Here is an 18426-nt window from a genome sequence, read left to right as displayed (position 1 = left end):
GTAATGAAACGCCCGTTATCATTTTTCGTTCTCCTTCTTCTGGCGCTCGCACTCGCGATGCCGGCCTACGCCGGAACCACGGGCGGATTGAGCGGAACGGTCACCGACGCGCAGAGCCACGCGCCGATCGCCGGCGCGCGAGTCACCGTCATTAGCCCGTCGCAGACGGTCGCCGCCGACACCGACGCGGGCGGACACTTCGTTTTCGTCTCACTCGCACCGGACACGTATACGGTGACGATCGCGAAGCAAGGCTACGACTCGGTCAGTTTCGCCGGCGCGGTCGTTTTCGCCGACGCGCAGCAGACGCTGACCTTCGTGCTGCGCAAGGCGCTCAAGACGATCGCAAACGTGACGTCGCGCAGCTCCTCGGATCTGGTGCGCTCGGGCACGACCGCCGATCTCTATTCGGTCAATGCCGCTCAGCAGGAGCGCGTGAGCGCGCTCGGCGGCGGCAGCAATCTCAACAGCGCGTTCTCGGCCATCGCCAGCGTACCGGGCGCTTACGTGCCCTCAAATCAGTCCGGATATCTCTCCGGAGTCCACGTGCGCGGCGGCGACGCGTACGAGGTCGGCTATGAGTTCGACGGTATTCCGGTTAACCGCGCTTTCGACAACTACCCGTCGAACGCGCTCTCGTCGCTCGGCCAACTCGAGCTTCAAGTCTATACCGGCGCAACGCCGGCGGGCGCCGAGGCGCAGGGCTTAGCCGGTTTCGTCAATCAGGTCATCAAGACCGGAACCTATCCGGGATACGCGACGGCCGGATTCGCGCTGGGAACGCCGACGTTCTATCACGATTTTCAAGCGGAGGTCGGCGGTTCGACGCCCGATCGCACGTTCTCGTATTACGCCGGTTTCGACGGCTACAATCAAGAGCACCGGCTCGTCGATCAGTTCAACGGTGCCGCCTTAGCGCCTGAGTTCGGACAGCAGCTCGCGCAATGTCCCACCGGCGCGAGCGCCTACGGCGTTCCGATCAACGCGTCGACCTATCCGTCGTGCTTCACCAACGGAAAGCCGAACGTGGGGCCTAACGGTTCACCGGGCTGGCTGTTGGGTCCGTTTGGATTCGGAACGGCCAATCCGATCGGGATCGCCGATCGCACCTTCGTAACGAACTTCCACATTGCCGTCCCGCACAAAAACGACGGGCTTCGCGACGACATTCAGCTGCTCTACGACAACGACGAAATCTTCACGACGTTCTCCAGCTCGGTCGCCGATGAAGGGCTCCCGAACTGGCTCGTCTCCACGGGCGGCGCGATTCCGCCGTACTATTACAACACCTATTCGTATCACGGTCCGGTCGGCACGCTGCTGCCGAACAACTACCAATCGATGATCGGCCGGTACCTCTATCCGTCGTCCGGGCAGCAGGGGTCGGGCGGAACGATCCCCGACGGGACCTACCAGCGTGACGGCGGTTTCAACGGCCAGGCGATCGTGAAACTGCAATACCAGAAGAACTTCAGCCCGAGCTCGTACTTGCGGCTCTACGGCTACACGTACTACTCGGACTGGATCGAAAACGGCCCGATGGAGACGCTTCAATACTACGCGTACTACGATAGCGGCGACTACGAGATCAACAACCACACCCGCGGCGTAAGCCTCTCCTATGCCAATCAGCTCAATTCGCAGAACCTGCTCAACGTCGAGGGCTCCTACACGACCTCCGTCGGCGCGCGTATTTACAACGAGCAGATGTTTGCGTACGGCCGCTACTACGGCAACGCGTTTGCCGAATTGGTGAACGCCAAAGATCCCATGAGCGGCACGTGCTACCGCATCCAAGCCAACGGCACGAGCACGTTTGCGACGACGTGCTACGACGGCGGCGGCAGCGGCGTCTCCTACGGCTACGGCAGGCTGCCGTCGTTCGTCGGGCTCAACGGCGGCGGCTCGACCGGCAACGTGAGCGGACTGTCGTGCGGCAGCGGACCGTGCGCGTACTTCGTCGGCGAAAACGGTGCGTACGGCGAGAACAATACCGTGAAGCCCGTCTTTACCGGCTACTCGATCACCGACCAGTGGCGTCCCAGCGATAAACTCAATCTCAACGCCGGCGTGCGCGTAGACAACTACAGCTTCGTGGGACCGAACACCGACACCGGAGCGGCCCGCGATTTCTGGTTCAAAGCCTTCAACGAAGACACGTGCTACGACACGCAGACGCTCACGTTGGTCGACCGGTCGGCAATCCTACCGAAGACTGGCTGGAGCACCAACTCGCAAACGCCTTGCAGCTCCTTCGGTAAGCAATACGTCAACGCTAATCTGCAGAACACGCCCGCCTCGTTCGACTATAACATCGTGCAGCCGCGGATCGGCGCGACCTACACCCTCAACGCCGATACGGTGCTTCGTGCCAGCTACGGCAAGTACAACGAGCAGCCGAGCTCGGCGTACGTGCAGTACAACTCGCTCGAACAGAACTTGCCCGATACGCTGACCGAGTTCTACGCTCTTGGGTTCAGATCGCCCGGTCACGACGTCGCACCGTCGATCTCGTTCAATAGCGACCTTTCGCTCGAGCACCACATCCACGGTACGGACATGTCGTTCAAGCTCTCGCCGTTCTTGCGTCAGACGCAGGCCGAAGTCTCGAACTTCTACCTCAATTACACGACGGGTTTGGTCTCCGGCCTCAACGCCGGCTCTCAAACCTCCCGCGGCTTCGAGTTCCAGTTCGACAAAGGCGACTTCAGCCGAAATGGGTTCGCCGGCCAGGTTTCGTTCGCATACACCTATGCGACGTTTAAGTACAGCCCGCTGCCCAATGGCACGACCTTGATGACGCCAATCAACACCGGCATCGCGCAGTACAATGCCTACACCAAAGGATGCGCCAAGGGCGGCGGCTCGTTCGGTAAGACGCAGTTCGGCTCGCCCGTCTGCGGCTACACGACCAACAACTTGCCGGCGGCCCCATGCTACACGCCGAGCGGCGCGCCCGATCCGTCGTGCACCAAAGGCGACGTAGCGAACCCGTACTGGAACTCGCCGGCGTTCACGCTCTACGATCCGAACGCCGCATACATCCCCTATTCGATCTTCCCCGGTCCCGTCGGGTCGGGCGTAAACGCGTACAACTATCCCTACGTTACGACCTTGATTCTGAACTGGAAGCACGACAAACTGTCGATTACGCCGTCATTCCAGTTCACGGCCGGCAACCGTTACGGTGCGCCGCTTACGATGCCGGGCATCGATCCCGCCGCGGGTTGCGGCGTGCTGCCCGGTTCGCCCAACGGCGATCCGCGCTATCCGTTTGGCGCCAAAGGCGGCTCGCCGTACGATTCACACTCGTGCGCGTCGGACGCGCTCGCGATTCCGGATCCGTACACCGGTCAGTTCGATGCACTGGGTTCCTTCCGGGAACCGGCGCAGCTCCTTGGCCACCTGCGTATCAACTACGACGTATCGCCGAGAATCAGCTTGACGGTCACGCTGGCCAACCTCATCCAAACGTGCTTCGGCGGTCAGACCACGGGGTTCACGTACTATAAGGGAAGCAACGTGTGCCTCTACACCGATCTCAACGGCGGTCCGAGTTCCCCGCCGGTGGGTAACGCGTACAATCCGCGCGACAACGTGCAGACGTTTCTGCGTTATCCGTACGAGCCGTATTTCGGCGTCTACAACGACCAATCGAGCTCGCTTACCCAGCCCTTTAACGCCTTCTTCAACGTGAAAGTGAAAATCTAAATTGGCAGCTTCGAAATACGACGCCATCGTCATCGGCGGCGGCCACAACGGACTCGTAACCGCCTGCTATCTCGCCAAAGCCAAGTGGAAGGTGCTCGTACTCGAGCGCCGCTACATCGTCGGCGGCGCGTGCGTCAGCGAAGAGGTCTGGCCCGGATACAAAGTCTCGACGGCCGCGTACGTCAACAGCCTCTTCCGGCCGGAGATCGTTCGCGATTTGAACCTGCGCGATTACGGCTTCGAACCGATCGAAAGAAACCCGGCCTCGTTTTCGCCGTTTCTGGACGGCCGCTACCTCATCATGGGAACCGGCACGCACAAAGACGTCGACGAGATCGCGAAGTTCAGCAAGCGCGACGCCGAGAACTATCCGAAGTACGAAGCGATGCTCGAGCGCGTGGCGTCGGTCGTCGAGCCGACGCTCACGCAAGTTCCGCCCAACCTGATCCATCCGAAGCTCGGGCAGCTCCTCGAGATGGGCAAGATGGGCAAAGCGATGCAGAAGCTCGGACCGGCAATGGGCGAGGCGATCGAAGTGCTGACGGGGCCCGCGCGACCCATCCTCGACCGCTGGTTCGAATCGGAGCAACTGAAAGCCACGATCGCGACCGACGCCATCATCGGCGCGTTCATGGCCCCGTCGATGCCCGGCACGGCGTACGTCCTCTTCCACCACGTTATGGGCGAGACCAACGGCAAACGCGGCGTGTGGAGTTACATGCGCGGCGGCATGGGCGGTTTGACGCAATCGATTGCGAAGGCGGCCCAAGATCTCGGCGTGGAGATTCGCCTGGAAGCCGAAGTCGCCAAGATCCTTACGCGCAACGGTGCCGTTACGGGCGTCGCGCTGAAGAACGGCGACGAGTTCTACGCAAAGAAGGTCGCCAGCGGCGTCGACTGCCACCTAACGTTCCAGAAGTTTTTGGATCCCACCGCGCTGCCGCCCGAGTTCAACGACGCGGTCGAACGCATTTCGTATAGCAGCGCGTCGTGCAAGATCAACGTCGCGCTCGAGAGACTGCCGAGCTTTACGGCGCTGCCGGGGCACGACCCCGGACCCCAGCATTTCGGGACGGTGCACCTCTGTCCGGATCAGGACTTCATCGAGCGCGCGTACGACGATGCGAAGTTCGGAAAGATGTCGGAGCGGCCGGTCGTGGAGTGCACTATGCCGTCGTCGCTGGACGACACGATCGCTCCGCCGGGCAAACATCTCATGTCGATGTTCACGCAATACGCACCGTACACACTCGCCGACGGCGAGTGGACCGATGCCAAGCGCAACGAGTACGCCGATCGCTGCTTCGACATCGTCGAGCAGTACGCGCCGGGCTTCAAGGCCTCGGTGATCGACCGGCAGATCCTCACGCCGGTCGATTTGGAGAAGACGTTCGGATTGACGGGCGGCAGCATCTTCCAAGGCGCCATGCCGCTGCATCAGCTCTTCATGTTCCGGCCGGTTCCGGGCTACGCTAGCTACAACACGCCGATCAAAGGCTTGTTCATGTGCGGAGCCGCGGCGCATCCGGGCGGCGGCGTGATGGGCGCGTCGGGCTGGAACGCCGCGCGGGTAATGCTGCACTCGTGATCCGACGGCTCGCCCCGCTCGTCCTTGCGGCGGTGACGATGCTCGGCGTGGGCCCTCAAGTAAAAGACCCATCGCTCTTGGATCCGCGCCGCCCGCTCGATCGCGAACTGCAAACGAAGGTCCCCGACGGTTTCACGTTTACGGCCGTCGGAGACCTTATTATTTCGCGGCCGCTCTCGCACTATGCGGCAAGCGATTCGGCATTCGAAGCGATCCTAGGTGTGCTGCACGGCTCCGACGTGGTCTACGGAAACATGGAAAGCACGATCTTCGACGTGCGGACCTTCAAGGGGCATCCCTACTCGTGGGACGGCGACTGGACGAACTCCAGCCTTCCGTCGGTCGCGACCGATCTGCGCAAGATGGGTTTTGACATCGTTTCGCGTGCCAACAATCACGCGCTGGACTGGGGTATCGACGGGATGCGCGAGACGAGCAAATATCTCGACACCGCGGGTATCGCGTGGGCGGGCGCAGGCGAAACGCGCGGTCTCGCACGTGCCGCCGGCTATTACGAGACGCCGCAAGCGCGAGTCGGTCTGGTGTCGTTTGCCTCGACGTACCGTCCGACCAGCGACGCACTTCCGGCGGAGGGCGCCGCGCCGGCGAGGCCGGGCATCAGCGCGCTCGCCGTGACGCAGCGCGTCGGACTGCCGCCCGCGGAAATGCGCAAAATGGCGTTGATCGACTGCAGCCTCGAAGGCGCGGCGTGCGGGATCGACGGAGCCGCGAAACCGGTGACGGTTTTTGGAACGACGTTCGTGCCGTCGCCCCGCTTCCGGTATGACTATACCGTCGATCCCGAGGATCTTTCGGGAATCGAGGACGGCATCCGCAGCGGAAAACAGAACGGCGACTTTCTCATCGCGTCGATTCATTCGCACGAATGTTCTCTCGGCTGCGACGATCCCAAGCATCCCTATCTCGTCGCCGATTTTCTCAAAACCGTCGCGCACGACGCGATCGATAACGGCGCCGACGCGTTCGTTACGACCGGCATCCACAATCTCGGCCCGATCGAGATCTATCGCGGGCGCCCCATCTTTTACGGATTAGCAAACTTCTTTTGGAGCGACATACAGCTCCCATTGCCGCACGATCTCTATCAGCAGAACGCCTCGCTGCTGCAGAGCGCCTTCAAACATCCCGGCCGGGCGACACCCTACGATCTCGCCGCACTGCTCAATGCCGGATCTTTTGCCAACGCCTTTACGTTCCAAAGCGTTGTGGCGCAGTGCACGTTCGAGCATAACCGGCTGAGCAAGATTACGCTTTACGCCGTCGACCTCGGCTACGGACGTAAGCTCACGCGCAGCGGCGTTCCCGAGCTCGCACCGCCCGCCGAAGCGCAGCAGATCTTTGCTCGAATCGCCTCGGCGACCCGGCAGTTCGGGCTGCCGGCGCTCGACATGCGCGTCGACGGCAGCATAGCGACGATCGAAGCGAGATAGCGAGCGTCCGCAAAGAGGGTATGAACCTGGTAGCACTACAGGAAGGAAGCTACCGCATGTTTCGTATCGCAATTCTTGCTCTTTTTGCCCTCACGTCGAGCTCCGTGGCGGCCGTGGCCGCTGGAAGCTGCGCCGGTCCCGATCCGTCGCTGGGCAGCATCACCGTTACGGGCGTAACGCAGGACAACGGCCTCAACGACTATCACATCACCGGCACCGTCACAAACGCCGGAAGCGCAACGCAGGCCAAGGACGTGCTGCAGTCGGTCGACATTTTTATGGCCGGACAGAAACTCGACTCCAAGAGCATTCCGCCGCTGGCGGCCGGACAGTCCGCGCAGTTTACATACGTGTACCAGCGGTCGAAGGACGCGGGCCAGGGAACGACGCACCTGCGCTTCGTGCTCGACATGCACAATCCGGGCGGCACCGAGCAAAACTGCTCCACCCAAGACGACACCGGCGAAGTCCAGTTCTAACATCGCAGACGAAGACGGCGGCCGGCGCATCGTAGCCTTCTACGAAGGCACCGGCCGCGACGACCGAGGCCGATCGCTCGACGACGTGCTGCGCTTCGACGACGCGACGCTCGATTACACGCACGACTTCATTCAATGGCTGTTTCCGCTGCGGGAACGCAGCGGCGCGAATCCAACGGCGCCCCGGCTCGACGACCCGACGGTCGAGGCATTTCGCTCCCGGCCGGAGCTGCGCGCAAACCTGCGGCGGTCCTACGATCGGATGCTGGCATTCTACAAAGCCGATCTGGGGTGGCTAACGCCCGGCGACCACAATCACTTGCGTCTGACGCGCATGATGATCTCGCTGGGTACGCTCGGTTTGCAAGAGCAAGCGCGAGAGTTGTACGACTACGTGACCGGACTTGCCGCGCAACGCAGCGGCGTCACGGCAGACACGCTGCGTTATTGGCGCGACGCGCTCCAAATGCGAACGTAATCCACGGATGCCGTCGCCGGAAAGCTCTTGCGTTTGGGCTCGAGCTGATGCGGCAGCCATCCGCCGACTGCGAGATTGAGAATAACGTACATCGGCTGGTGCGGGATATGCGCGGTGTCCGTGTACGACTTGATCGCTTTGCCGTCGAAGTACCACGTTACGCGCGAGGCCTCCCAATCGAGGCCGTACGTATGGTAACCGCGCCATAAATCGGTCCCCGTATCGACGGTGCTGCCGTTTTGCTGCGGATGTTTGGCGGTGCCCCAGTGGATCGTCACGATGTCGTTCTTGGGCCGGACGCCCTGGAACTCCATGATGTCGATTTCGGGAGGCCACGTCCGGTTTGCGGGCACGAGCCAGAACGCAGGCCACATGCCGGCGCCGCGCGGCAGCTTGATACGCGCCTCAGCGTACCCGTAGAGATATGAGAACGTCGATTTGGTGTTGGGCCTTCCGCCGGTGGCGATCATGCCGGACGTGTAGGGATGTCCGGCATAGGCCGTCTGCGGCTTCGCGGTGAGATTCAGGTAACCGCCGCGCAGCGCGACGTTATCCGGCAGATACCATTCGAGCTCGAGCTTGCCGCCGTTCGTGCAGCCCCGCTTGGGGTTCGCCCAAGGATAGCACGTCGACCAGACCCGGTTGAGCGAAGCGCCGTCGAACTCGTCGTCGAAAATTTTGGTTGCGCGCGAGGCGGTTACGGCATGCGCCGATAAGCTGGTCGGTTCGCCCGGCGGCGAGCACGAGCCCAGCGCGGCTAGCAAAATGAGAAGCCCGTGCCGCAGACTCACACTAGAGTTTTCGGCACGGGCGGATGGTTTACGGTGCTAGCGGCCGGGGCCGTCTCCGTCGTTGTCGTGGTGACGGTCGCCATCGCGGTCGCGCTTGCGGTAGCGCTTGATGACCGTCTTGTACGTCCTATCGACGTAGCGATTCACCGTCGTCGTACCGGGGGCGTAGCCGCCGTTGTACGTTGAGGGGTAATAGCCCCCGTTGTAGTTCGCGGGATAGCCGCCGTAGTTCGCGGGATAGCCGGCGCCATAGTTCGCGGGATAGCCGCCGCCATAGCTCGCGGGGTAGGCGTTATAGCCTTGGTAGCCGTTGTATGCCGGAAAACCGGGAGATCCGTACCCGTAGCCGCCGTAGCCGACGTTTTGGCCAACGATGGCGCACTGGTAGCCGTTGCACTGAATGTTCTCGCCTTGATTTCCCGGGTACCAGACGGCACCGGTGCGCGCGACGACGTGACCGTCGGCGTAGACGCGCGAACCATTTGGAAGATATCCGACGAGCTGGTTCGCCTTAGCATTTTTCTCGGCGACGTTGACGCCCGTCATGAGAGCTGCCACCGCTGCCGCGGTGATGAGCAGGGTAGACGTCGTATCGGCCTTTGCGGGCTGAACCGAGAAGCCGAAAGCCATGGAGCTCATGATGAGGGTTGCCACCCCCGAGCGTAACCACTTAATCATGCTTCGATTCTAGGCGGACGCGCGTTCGGCTACATTAGGTAGGCGTGAGGGACGCCCTCCTCGCGGCAATAGCAACGCAAGCTGCCGCGACGATTCCCACGACGTTCGAGACGAGCGTGAAGCGGTCGTTGATCGCCATCGACCCCATCGTCATCAGGCCGGTACCGCCGCCGACCACGCGTTCCATGATGGCGCCGGCGAGGAGCGCGCCCGCAAAAAACAAGCCGACGAACGTCCACGTGATTGCCGGCGGGAACGACTTGCGGTAGATCGCGATGAGCGGCAGAATCAACAGATCTCCGTAGATGAAGCTCGTGTTCGCTCCCAGCGGAATGCCCGCATTGGCCAGGTAACGAGCGACGGGCACGTTCCCCATCGAGCAAACGAACGTTGCGACGGCGATCAGCACGCCGACGATCAGCAACAGTACGTAGCCCACGACCGGGACGCCGCCGACGGCGTGCAGCGCCGCCGCGAGCCAGTGCGGCGGAATCAACGCGGCGGCGTAGCCGGCGATGAGATAGCCGACGACGAGCTCGGTGCGGAGCATGCGGACGTCGCCGAGCGCCGTATCGGCGATTTCACGCCACGTTTGCGCGTTGGCCAAGCCGCGCGACGGAGCCGTGCCGGCATCGTGATGGTGACAGCAGGGATCGCCGTCTTCTTCCTCGACTCCGGCTTCGGGCTGCGCCCGCAATCGATCGCGTGAGAACAGCAGCGAAAAGCCGGTGACGACGACGGCTATGATGATGACGCCGCCGAAAAACTCGGCAAACGCGAAACGCCAGCCCAGCAGCGACCAGAACAGAATCAAGATCGCAAGATTCATGTTCGTCGACGAAATGAGAAAGGCGAAGACCGAGCGCACGTCGGCGCCGCTGCGATAAAACCCGCGCGCCGCGGCGGCGGCTCCGTACGAGCAGGCCGACGAAATGATCCCGAAGCCCATGCCGCAGAGGATTCCGCGCAGGTTCGGTCCGAGATACTTCTCCATCGACTCCGGCGTCAGCACGGTTTGGACGATCGCGGAGATCAAAAATCCGAAGATCAGGCCGAAGAGACTGTCCCAGAAAAATCCGGCGGCTTGAACGAGTCCGGCGATCAGCGCGTTGAGTATAACCATTTAGCCGCCGACCGCAACCGGTGCGTGGCCGAAGAGCGGCGGAATATAATGTCCAGCCAGATACGAGATCACGAACACGCCGCAGCCGTAGAGCGCGATTTCCAACCCCTTCGCAAACGAATTGCGTTCGCTGAGCGTTCCCGCATAGTAGCCGACGCCGAAGAGTCCCGCGACCGCAAAGCCGAGCGAAACGAGCGTCGATACGCTCATGGCGAACGGCAGCAAAAACGCAACGATCGGCAGAAACGAACCGATCGCATACGACACGCTCATGGAAAACGGCCCGCGTAGTCCCTCGTTTTGCGCTTCGCGCGGATCGATCCCGAACTCGTCGCGCATCATTTCGTACAGATAGATATCCGGATGCTGCGTGAGACGGCGCACGATCATCTGCGCCTCGTCGGCGCTGAAGCCTTTCAGTTTATAGTAGGCGACCTGCTCGGCAAACTCGGCCTGCGGGTCGGCGGCCATCTCGCGCTTCTCCATCTCGATGGTCGCTTGAATGACTTCACGCTCCGACTTGCGTCCGAGAAACTCGCCGACACCCATCGACAGCGATCCGGCGAGCAGCGCGAGGAAACCGCTGATAAAGACGGCGGAACGGTCGCCCTCGGCAACGCCGACGCCGGTGATGATGCCCAAGGTCGTGAGGATGCCGTCCTGCACGCCGAACACGATCTCGCGAACGCTGCGCTGTTTTTCTAGCGTGCGGCGCTGCAGCGTGTCGGGGATGCGCGGTTTGACCTCTTGCCACCCGGGAACGTCCACGACGACGTCGTGGATGACCGGCGGAATCGGCGGATCCTTCGGCTCCATAGCGCGCATCGTTCTACGGAGGCGTTTTGTGACCTCGCTCGCGCACGTCACAAGCGAGCAGCGCCGTGCACTACTCGTACGTGAACGGACGGTCGAGCAATCGGATTCTGGTTTGGGCGCTGGCGATTTCGCTCGCGATCCACGTCGTTTTCGCCATCGTTGCGCGAACGACGCCGCCCGCGCGAGCGCAAGCTGAGGTACCGCAGCACATCAGCATCGTCCATATCGCGACCCCGCCGCCCACGCCGCCGCCCACGCCACGCCCGCAGCCACACCACGTTATGTCACCGTCGCACGCATCGACGAGCACGCGGGTTAGCGTTCATCCGCCGCATGCCGTCGCTCACGGCGGAGGTCCGGTTTCGGCCGGACCTCCCGTCGTTGCTACGTCGGGACCGTCCATTGCCGGCGACGGTATCGGGTCCGCTTCGCCGTCGCCGATTCCGCAACCGGCGTGTTCGAATCCGTACGCACCGGCGCATGTGCTCGATGCTATCAGTCCCGACGAACCCGAAGACGCCGCCGGCACACAAGCGACCGCACAGGTGCAGGTATCGCTCGACGGCCGCGGACGCGTTACCGATGCGCACATCTACACGTCGACGGGCACGATGAGCTTGGATCGTGCGGCCGTCGACGCGGCACGCCGCTCGACGTACGCACCGTCGATCGTGGACTGTCAGCCGGTCGGCGGGACGTACCTTTTCAAGGTCGATTTCGCCTCGTAGTCAAAATCGCTCGCCATGAAGGCGTTGCTCGCGCTAGTCGCGGTGCTGTATTTTGATGCGCACAATCATTTTACGGGCGGCCACGCTCGGTGTCTGCTCGGCACGGATGCCGACGGCGTCGAGCACTCCGGCATCGTTCGCGAATACGCCTACGCGTCGTCACCCGGCATCGAGCCGACATGAGCGGCGACGAGGTCCCGGCATATTGAGCGCGAGTGCCGGGCGCGCGCCGGGGCGCGTGAACCTCATCGGCGAGCACACCGACTACAACGACGGTTTCGTCATGCCGTGCGCGATCGGCTATTACACGGAAGTGACGGTGCAGGCGCGCGCCGACGACCGTGTCGTGCTCGCAAAACCGCACGACGATAGAGCCATCAAGTACGCCGAGGGTGTGGTGCTCGAGTTGCGGCGCGCCGGCGTCGCGGTGGGCGGCATCGATATCGAGGCCGGCGGGGACCTCCCGATCGGCGCCGGTTTGAGCTCGTCGGCATCGTTCGAAGTCGCGGTCGCTTTGGGCGCGCTCGGCATTGCCGGTGCGGAGATCGATCGCGTGGCGCTAGCTAGGATCTGTCAGCGCGCCGAGCACGAGCATGTGGGCATTCGCTCGGGCATTATGGATCAATACGCGGTGCTCTTCGGCGAACGCGACCGTGCCATACTCTTGGACACGGAGACGCTGCAACACCGCTATCTACCGGTCCCCCGATCCGCTCGTATCGTGATTTGCAATACTATGGTGAAGCACGAGCTAGCCGCGGGCGAATACAACAAACGCCGCGAGCAGTGCGAAGCAGCAGTGCTGGCGTTGCGGCAGTGGTATCCGATCCTCACTTCGCTGCGCCACGTTTCACTCGACGAATTACTGCGTCACGAAGCCGAGCTCGACCCCGTCCTCTTCCGGCGGGCGCGCCACGTCGTGACCGAAAACGCGCGCGTGCTAGAGGCGGCAAAGGCGCTCGAAGGCCGCGACCTCGCACAGTTTGGTGCGCTCATGAACGCGTCCCACGACAGCTTGCGCGACGATTACGAGGTGAGCGCCGAGGAACTCGATACGATGGTCGGCATCGCTCGCGGCTGCGACGGCGTATACGGTGCGCGGATGACGGGCGGCGGCTTCGGCGGCTGTACCGTCAATCTCCTAGCGGCCGCTTCGGCGGACGCGTTTCGCGAACGCATCGCGCGCGAGTATCGCGTCGCTACCGGTATCGTACCCAGCCTCTACGACGGCACGCCCGTCGACGGAGCGACGTCCGGATGAAGCGCTTGGTGCGTCTTTCCAACGTCCTGCTTGTGGCGGTGCTGCTCTTTGTTGCTGCCGACGCGTTGCTCTTCTACACGCCCATCTATCGAAACGTGGTCGACCCGGATTCGAGCGCGGGCGACTTCGAGGCGGCGCGCCGCGTTTTGCTCGACTTCACGGCGAACCCACGCACCGACGTACTCGTCGTCGGCGACTCTCGCATCTACTCGGGGCTCGATCCGGCGACGGCGGCTGCTGCTGCCGGAGGAGAGCTGCGTTTCGTTAACGGCGGCGTCCGCGGAACGACGCCGCGATGCTGGTATTACTTCCTGCACGAAATCGATCCGACGGCACGGCGCTTTCACGCCTTGGTCATTCCGGTCGATACCTACGCCGACGACGACAGCGCCATCGGAAGCATTGACGGCGACCAGCGCGAGCAAGACTTACACTACTTGGTTTTTGCGGTCGCGCCGGCACAGATTCCGAAGATTGCCGGAACCTTCGACGGGCTGACCATGCAGCTCACGACCGGCCTCGACTTATTGTTGCGCGGGCCGATTCTGCGCGACGACATTCAGGCCTTTGCCGCCGATCCCGGCGCCCGGTTCGCCGCCATCGCGCGAGCTCGTGCGAAGCCGTTCTATGCGCCGCTCGTATGGCATCCGCGCGAGGAGACGCTCGAGGGAATGCGCGTCGACTTCCGCCGGAATCAGATTCAATACCCGCCCGGCGTTACACCGGAGGTGCGCGCGGCCATGCCCGCGCAGGTTCTGAGGATCCCACACGCCAGCCCAACCTATGCGGCGTATCGCCGCGAGTGGCTCTATCCGATCGTGAAGCGCTACGTTGCGGCGGGCACGCCGGTCATCTTCGTGCGCATTCCGACGCGCCCAGCGCACCGAAACTCCGGCGAGGCGCTCGGGGCGTCGTTGAAGGCGCTCGCACGGAGCGGGCTCGCACGCCTGTTGCCGGCTCAAGGCTACATGAGCTTGGAGCAGCCGGCACTCTTCGCCGATCACGATCATCTCAATCGCGACGGCAGCCTGCGCTTTAGCGAGCTTCTCGGTCGCGACGTCGCGCGCGCGCTCGCCGGCTCGGCCCCGCCACAGCATTCGTTGATCGGGCCCATGCCGCCGGCGTCCACGCTGCAGTTCCCAATACAATCGATGCGCTGGGGCATCGGCGCCGCCGTTTTGGTCGCGATCGTCGCCGCGTTTTTCTACGTGCTACCGACGATGTGGCGGCGATACTTGCTATTGATCGCAAGCTACGTCTTCTACGCCGCCTGGAACGGGTGGTACGTCGTTTTTCTCTTCGCGCTGACCGCGAGCGATTTTTTTATTGCCTTGGCCTTGGAACGAACGTTCGGGCGCCGCCGGCGGCTGCTGTTGGCGGCCGGCGTCGCCGCCAACCTCGCATTCTTAGGTACGTTCAAATACGCCAACCTCACCACCGCAACGATCTCGGCGCTGTTCGGCGTTCATCCCGATCCGTGGCTGGTCAATTGGATCGTCCCAATCGGCATCAGCTTCCACACCTTTCAAAGCATCTCGTATCTCGTCGACGTCTACCGCGCCAAGACGCCGGCTATCCGCAGCGCGCCGGATTACGCGCTCTATATCGCGTTCTTTCCGCAGCTGCTGTCGGGCCCGATCGTACGCGCGGGGCTGTTCTTCGGCGAGCTGCTGCATTGGAAGCCTCCGAACGCAAGCGACGTGGCCTACGCCGCCGGCCGCATCACTTTTGGGCTTTTCAAGAAACTGGCGATCGCCGATCAGTTTGCGCCGGCCGTCGACGCCTATTTCGGCGCAAGCGGCGCTCACCCGGGTGCGCCCGCGGCGTGGACCGCCGCCTTTGCATTTTCGATGCAAATTTACTTCGATTTTTCCGCCTATACCGATATCGCCGTCGGAACCGCGCGGCTCTTCGGATTCGTCTTTCCGGAGAACTTCAATCTGCCGTACCTCGCAACGAGCGTCACGGACTTCTGGCATCGCTGGCACATGACGCTCTCGACGTGGCTGCGCGACTACCTGTACATTCCCCTGGGCGGAAGCCGCGGCGGCCGGCTGAGCACGATACGCAACTTGATGATCACGATGCTGCTCGGCGGCCTTTGGCACGGTGCCCAGTGGACTTTCGTTGCATGGGGCGGTTTGCACGGGCTGTTCTTAGCCTTCGAGCGCATCACCGGCATCGGCAAAGTCAATCCTTCAAACCGGCCGATGGTAGCGCTGCGAGCGCTGCTCACGTTCACCGCGGTCACGCTCGCGTGGATTCCGTTCCGAGCGCAGAGCTTTTCGCAAGCGTTCGAAATCTACCGTGCAATGTTCACCGGCGGTCCGGGATCTTCGACGATTGCCGGCTGGTGCGCCGTGATCGCGGGTGCCGTCGTACTCTTTGGGATCGTGCGCATCGCGCTGGGCGAAAACGCCGTACGCTTTACGTGGGCCGCCCTTCCTCGGTTTGCGCAAGCGAGCGCCATTACTGCGATGCTGCTGGGAGCCGAGCTATTCTCGTGGCCCGGCGCCGCCGAGACCTTCATCTACTTCAAGTTCTAGATGACATAGCGGTGCCGGCGCGCAAATAGGCTCGGATGGCCGAGCGGCGATTCAATCCATTGACGCGGGAGTGGGTGCTGGTTTCTTCGCATCGCATCGAGCGGCCGTGGCTGGGCGAACGATCTCAGGCGCCGGTACCGGCGGCGCAGCGTTACGACCCTACGTGCTACCTCTGCCCCGGCAACGAACGCGCGAACCATGAACGCAATCCGCACTACACGTCGACGTACGTGTTCGAAAACGACTTCCCGGCATTAGTACCCGAGGTCACTCCAGCCGTTCGACACGCTCAGGACGACATCGTCGTGCGGCAAGAGGTTGCCGGGGAATGCCGCGTTCTCTGCTTCTCGCCACGCCATGACTTGCACTTCGAATCGATGCCGGAGAGCGAGATCGTGGAGATCGTCGATTGTTGGGCGGCACAATATGAAGAACTCGGTGCGCTGCCCTTCGTCAACGCGGTGACGATCTTCGAGAATCGCGGCTCGATGATGGGTGCGAGCAATCCGCATCCGCACGGACAAATCTGGGCCGAGTCGTCGATTCCAAACGAACTCGCGAAAGAATGCGTATCCTTACGCGAGCATTGGAAAACGTCGGGCGAGTGTCTGCTCTGCGCGTACGCCGCCTTCGAGGTCGAGCGGAAGGAGCGGCTTATCTACCTCGACGATCGCACGGTCGTGATGGTGCCGTTCTGGGCAACGTGGCCGTTCGAAGCGATGATTCTCGGACGACGGCACCGCGGATCGCTCGACGAGTACGATGCTCAAGAGCGCGCGAGCCTCGCGCGCGCCATCAAGACGCTCGTCACCCGGTACGATCGCCTGTTCGGCGTACCGTTTCCGTATTCGATGGGCTTTCATCAACGGCCGTGCGACGGTGACGAGCATGCCGAATGGCACGCGCACGCACACTACTATCCGCCGCTCCTGCGCTCGGCAAGCGTTCGCAAGTACATGGTCGGCTACGAGATGCTGGGGCAGCCGCAACGGGATCTCACCGCCGAGGACGCGGCTAAGCACTTACGCGACGCGTGATCGCCGGCGGCCAGTTCTTCAGCGGCGAGATGCATTACCCGCGAATACCGCGGGAATACTGGCGCGCGCGATTGGAGATGGCGTACGCCATGGGGCTCGACGCCGTGTCGACGTACGTGTTCTGGAATCTGCACGAACCTCAACCGGAGCGCTTCGATTTCGCGGGGCCTAACGACGTCGCCGAATACGTCCGGCTCGCTGCCCAGTGCGGACTGGCGGTCGTGCTGCGGCCGGGGCCGTACGTGTGCGCGGAGTGGGATCTCGGCGGCTTGCCGGCGTGGCTGCTGGCAAATCCGGAGATGCGCCTGCGCACCGCGCACGATTCGTACATGACTCCGGTACGGCGATGGCTGCGCCGGCTCGGAACGGAGCTTGCGCCCCTGCAGCGTTCGCGCGGCGGCCCGATCGTCGCCGTGCAGCTTGAAAACGAATACGGTGCGTTCGGCGACGACGCGTCCTACCTATCGGCGATGCGTACCGCACTCGACGACGCCGGCTTCGGCGAATCGCCTTTTTACACCGTCGATCAGCCGGGCGACGTCGGACGCGGCGCACTTGCCGATATCGCCGTCGCATCGACGTTTGCCCCCGGCGACCCCGAGCGAGACTTGGCGATCCTGCGCGAGCTGCGGCCGCTGCAGCGTCCGATCTGCGGTGAATACTGGGCCGGCTGGTTCGATCATTGGGGCGAACCGCACCAGTTGCGCGACGACGCCCAGCAGATTCGCGACGTGGCGTGGATGGCGCAATCCGACTGTTCGTTCAACGTGTACATGCTGCACGGCGGCACCAACTTCGGTTTCACCAACGGCGCCAACGGTTCGGAGCGCGAGCCGTACGCGCCCGTGACGACGAGTTACGACTATCTGGCGGCCATTGACGAAGCGGGGCGGCCGCGGCCAAAATACTTTGCCTTTCGCGATGCGATCGCCGCGGTTCGCAAGGTGCCGCTGCGACCCGTACCGCCGGCTCCGCAGATCCTGGAGATCGAGGAGTTCGCGTTGCAGGAGTGCGCTTCGCTCGAACCGCTGCTGCGCGACGCGGTCCGGGTCGAGCGGCCGCAGTCGATGGAAGCGTTCGGACAAGCGTTCGGATTTGCGCTCTATCGAACGACGCTTGGGGACGCTTGCGCCGGGCTGCTCGAGATCGACGCGGTGCGCGACTACGCAACGGTCATGCTCGACGGCGCCGTTGCCGGCAGCTTGGACCGTCGCACCGGTTCGACCGGATTGCATCTCCCCGCGCGTCCCGCCGGCGCAACGCTCGATATCCTGGTAGAAAACTGCGGCCGAATCAACTACGGTCCGCTCATCGAGGCCGAGCGTAAGGGTATCGAACGGTCGGTACGTTACAACGGCGGCGAACTGCTCGACTGGCAAATCTTCCCGCTGCCGCTCGACGATTTTTCGCCGCTGAAGTTCGACGGCGGCGTGCGGGCCGCGCCCGCGTTCTTCCGCGGAACGTTTGACGTTTCGCAGACGCACGATACGTTTTTGGACATGCGCGGCTTCGGCAAGGGTGTGCTCTTCGTCAACGGGCGAAACCTCGGCCGGTACTGGTCGGCCGGACCGCAAGACGCGCTCTACGTCCCGGGCGCCTGGCTGCGCCCAGGCGTAAATGAAGTCATCGTTTTTGAGACTGCCGGCGTACGCAAGGCCTATATAAGAGGGGCAAACGGCCCATTCGTTAGAGCTTTATGAAGTAGGAAGGGCGTTTACGCATACCTGCGATAAGCCGAT

At 62.8% G+C, this 18426-nt stretch carries 15 protein-coding genes; 11 read left to right on the top strand and 4 right to left on the bottom strand.

Going from position 1 to position 18426, the window contains the following annotated elements; genetic code table 11:
* Positions 1-3: 3 nt before the first annotated feature.
* The 5 genes from VGG89_16260 (at position 4) to VGG89_16240 (ending at position 7707) form a co-directional block, all read left to right on the top strand.
* The gene (locus VGG89_16260; GenBank protein HEY1978106.1) at positions 4-3711 is read left to right on the top strand and encodes a carboxypeptidase regulatory-like domain-containing protein; all 3708 of its coding nucleotides are present in this window, start codon (positions 4-6) and stop codon (positions 3709-3711) included.
* Position 3712: 1 nt separating this feature from the next.
* Complete coding sequence (locus VGG89_16255) at positions 3713-5299, top strand: NAD(P)/FAD-dependent oxidoreductase (protein ID HEY1978105.1); 1587 nt, start codon at positions 3713-3715, stop codon at positions 5297-5299.
* Complete coding sequence (locus VGG89_16250) at positions 5296-6750, top strand: CapA family protein (GenBank protein ID HEY1978104.1); 1455 nt, start codon at positions 5296-5298, stop codon at positions 6748-6750. Before VGG89_16255 ends, VGG89_16250 begins: the two co-directional genes overlap by 4 nt.
* Before the next feature lie 56 nt (positions 6751-6806).
* On the top strand, positions 6807-7229 hold the full coding sequence (locus tag VGG89_16245; protein HEY1978103.1) for a CARDB domain-containing protein: 423 nt from the start codon (positions 6807-6809) through the stop codon (positions 7227-7229).
* An 85-nt stretch (positions 7230-7314) separates the two neighbouring features.
* Positions 7315-7707 carry an opioid growth factor receptor-related protein gene (locus VGG89_16240; protein HEY1978102.1) on the top strand — a complete coding sequence of 131 codons (393 nt, stop codon included), beginning with the start codon at positions 7315-7317 and terminating at the stop codon, positions 7705-7707.
* On the opposite strand, the gene VGG89_16235 is transcribed toward VGG89_16240, so the two are convergent.
* Genes VGG89_16235 through VGG89_16220 form a run of 4 tightly spaced genes read right to left on the bottom strand, consistent with a single transcriptional unit; the run spans position 7674 to position 11115 of the window.
* A complete protein-coding gene (locus tag VGG89_16235) occupies positions 7674-8498 on the bottom strand; it encodes a glycoside hydrolase family 16 protein (protein HEY1978101.1) in 825 nt (274 codons plus the stop codon). The genes VGG89_16240 and VGG89_16235 overlap by 34 nt on opposite strands.
* A gap of 36 nt (positions 8499-8534) precedes the next feature.
* Positions 8535-9176 (bottom strand): hypothetical protein, encoded by a 642-nt coding sequence (locus tag VGG89_16230; protein HEY1978100.1) that lies wholly within the window; start codon positions 9174-9176, stop codon positions 8535-8537.
* Positions 9177-9210: 34 nt separating this feature from the next.
* On the bottom strand, positions 9211-10299 hold the full coding sequence (locus VGG89_16225) for a permease (protein ID HEY1978099.1): 1089 nt from the start codon (positions 10297-10299) through the stop codon (positions 9211-9213).
* A complete protein-coding gene (locus VGG89_16220; protein HEY1978098.1) occupies positions 10300-11115 on the bottom strand; it encodes a VIT1/CCC1 transporter family protein in 816 nt (271 codons plus the stop codon). It abuts the gene before it with no gap.
* A 65-nt stretch (positions 11116-11180) separates the two neighbouring features.
* On the opposite strand from VGG89_16220, the gene VGG89_16215 reads away from it, so the two are divergent.
* Genes VGG89_16215 through VGG89_16190 form a run of 6 tightly spaced genes read left to right on the top strand, consistent with a single transcriptional unit; the run spans position 11181 to position 18387 of the window.
* On the top strand, positions 11181-11843 hold the full coding sequence (locus VGG89_16215; GenBank protein HEY1978097.1) for an energy transducer TonB: 663 nt from the start codon (positions 11181-11183) through the stop codon (positions 11841-11843).
* A 15-nt stretch (positions 11844-11858) separates the two neighbouring features.
* Positions 11859-12026, top strand: coding sequence for a hypothetical protein (locus VGG89_16210; protein HEY1978096.1), 168 nt, complete (start codon positions 11859-11861; stop codon positions 12024-12026).
* A 22-nt stretch (positions 12027-12048) separates the two neighbouring features.
* Positions 12049-13104, top strand: a complete 1056-nt coding sequence (galK, locus tag VGG89_16205) for a galactokinase (GenBank protein ID HEY1978095.1) — start codon at positions 12049-12051, stop codon at positions 13102-13104.
* Complete coding sequence (locus tag VGG89_16200; protein ID HEY1978094.1) at positions 13101-15650, top strand: MBOAT family protein; 2550 nt, start codon at positions 13101-13103, stop codon at positions 15648-15650. The genes galK and VGG89_16200 overlap by 4 nt, the downstream gene beginning before the upstream one ends.
* A gap of 35 nt (positions 15651-15685) precedes the next feature.
* Complete coding sequence (locus VGG89_16195; protein ID HEY1978093.1) at positions 15686-16687, top strand: UDP-glucose--hexose-1-phosphate uridylyltransferase; 1002 nt, start codon at positions 15686-15688, stop codon at positions 16685-16687.
* Positions 16684-18387, top strand: a complete 1704-nt coding sequence (locus VGG89_16190) for a beta-galactosidase family protein (protein ID HEY1978092.1) — start codon at positions 16684-16686, stop codon at positions 18385-18387. Before VGG89_16195 ends, VGG89_16190 begins: the two co-directional genes overlap by 4 nt.
* Positions 18388-18426 lie beyond the last annotated feature (39 nt).

This window comes from Candidatus Baltobacteraceae bacterium (assembly GCA_036488875.1).
In the GTDB taxonomy this organism is placed as follows: Bacteria; Vulcanimicrobiota; Vulcanimicrobiia; order Vulcanimicrobiales; family Vulcanimicrobiaceae; genus JAFAHZ01.
This window is presented reverse-complemented; position numbering and strand designations above follow the sequence as displayed.

Coding starts and splice junctions, on each gene's coding strand:
- VGG89_16260 (HEY1978106.1), top strand. CDS start 4: ATGAAACGCCCGTTATCATTTTTCGTTCTCCTTCTTCTGGCGCTCGCA.
- VGG89_16245 (HEY1978103.1), top strand. CDS start 6,807: ATGTTTCGTATCGCAATTCTTGCTCTTTTTGCCCTCACGTCGAGCTCC.
- VGG89_16230 (HEY1978100.1), bottom strand. CDS start 9,176: ATGATTAAGTGGTTACGCTCGGGGGTGGCAACCCTCATCATGAGCTCC.
- VGG89_16225 (HEY1978099.1), bottom strand. CDS start 10,299: ATGGTTATACTCAACGCGCTGATCGCCGGACTCGTTCAAGCCGCCGGA.
- VGG89_16220 (HEY1978098.1), bottom strand. CDS start 11,115: ATGGAGCCGAAGGATCCGCCGATTCCGCCGGTCATCCACGACGTCGTC.
- VGG89_16210 (HEY1978096.1), top strand. CDS start 11,859: ATGAAGGCGTTGCTCGCGCTAGTCGCGGTGCTGTATTTTGATGCGCAC.
- VGG89_16200 (HEY1978094.1), top strand. CDS start 13,101: ATGAAGCGCTTGGTGCGTCTTTCCAACGTCCTGCTTGTGGCGGTGCTG.
- VGG89_16195 (HEY1978093.1), top strand. CDS start 15,686: ATGGCCGAGCGGCGATTCAATCCATTGACGCGGGAGTGGGTGCTGGTT.